Raw genomic sequence first — 568 nt, 5'->3', positions numbered from 1 at the left:
GGCGGCGGGCGGCATCGACGCGGTGACCCATGCGCTGGAGGCCTATGTCTCGGTGGTGGCGAACGAGTATTCCGACGGGCAGGCCCTGCAGGCGCTGAAGCTGCTGAAGGAGCATCTGCCGTCGGCCTACCGCAACGGGTGCCAGGATCCAAAGGCGCGGGAGCTGGTGCACAATGCGGCGACGCTGGCCGGCATCGCCTTTGCCAACGCCTTCCTGGGCGTGTGCCATTCGATGGCGCACAAGCTGGGGGCGGAGTTCCACATCCCGCACGGCATCGCCAACGCGCTGCTGATCGCCAACGTGATCCGCTACAACGCGGCGGACATCCCGACCAAGCAGACGGCGTTCAGCCAGTACGACCGTCCGAAGGGCGTGGCGCGCTATGCGCAGATCGCCCGGCATCTGGATCTCGGCGGCAGCCGCGACCATGAGCGGGTGGAGAAGCTGATCCAATGGGTCGAGGAGATGAAGCGGGCGCTGGAGATCCCGGCCTCGATCCAGGCGGCGGGGGTGCCGGAGGCGGCCTTCCTGGCGCGGGTCGATGCGATTGCCGAAGCGGCCTTCGAT

The 568-nt window shown here is 68.0% G+C and carries 1 protein-coding gene; it reads left to right on the top strand.

The annotated features are described in order from the left end of the window. Positions 1-568: iron-containing alcohol dehydrogenase (locus TSH64_RS15950; protein ID WP_146208123.1), on the top strand; the 568-nt coding region annotated here is incomplete at both ends.

It is taken from the genome of Azospirillum sp. TSH64 (assembly GCF_003116035.1).
GTDB lineage: Bacteria > Pseudomonadota > Alphaproteobacteria > Azospirillales > Azospirillaceae > Azospirillum.
This window is presented reverse-complemented; position numbering and strand designations above follow the sequence as displayed.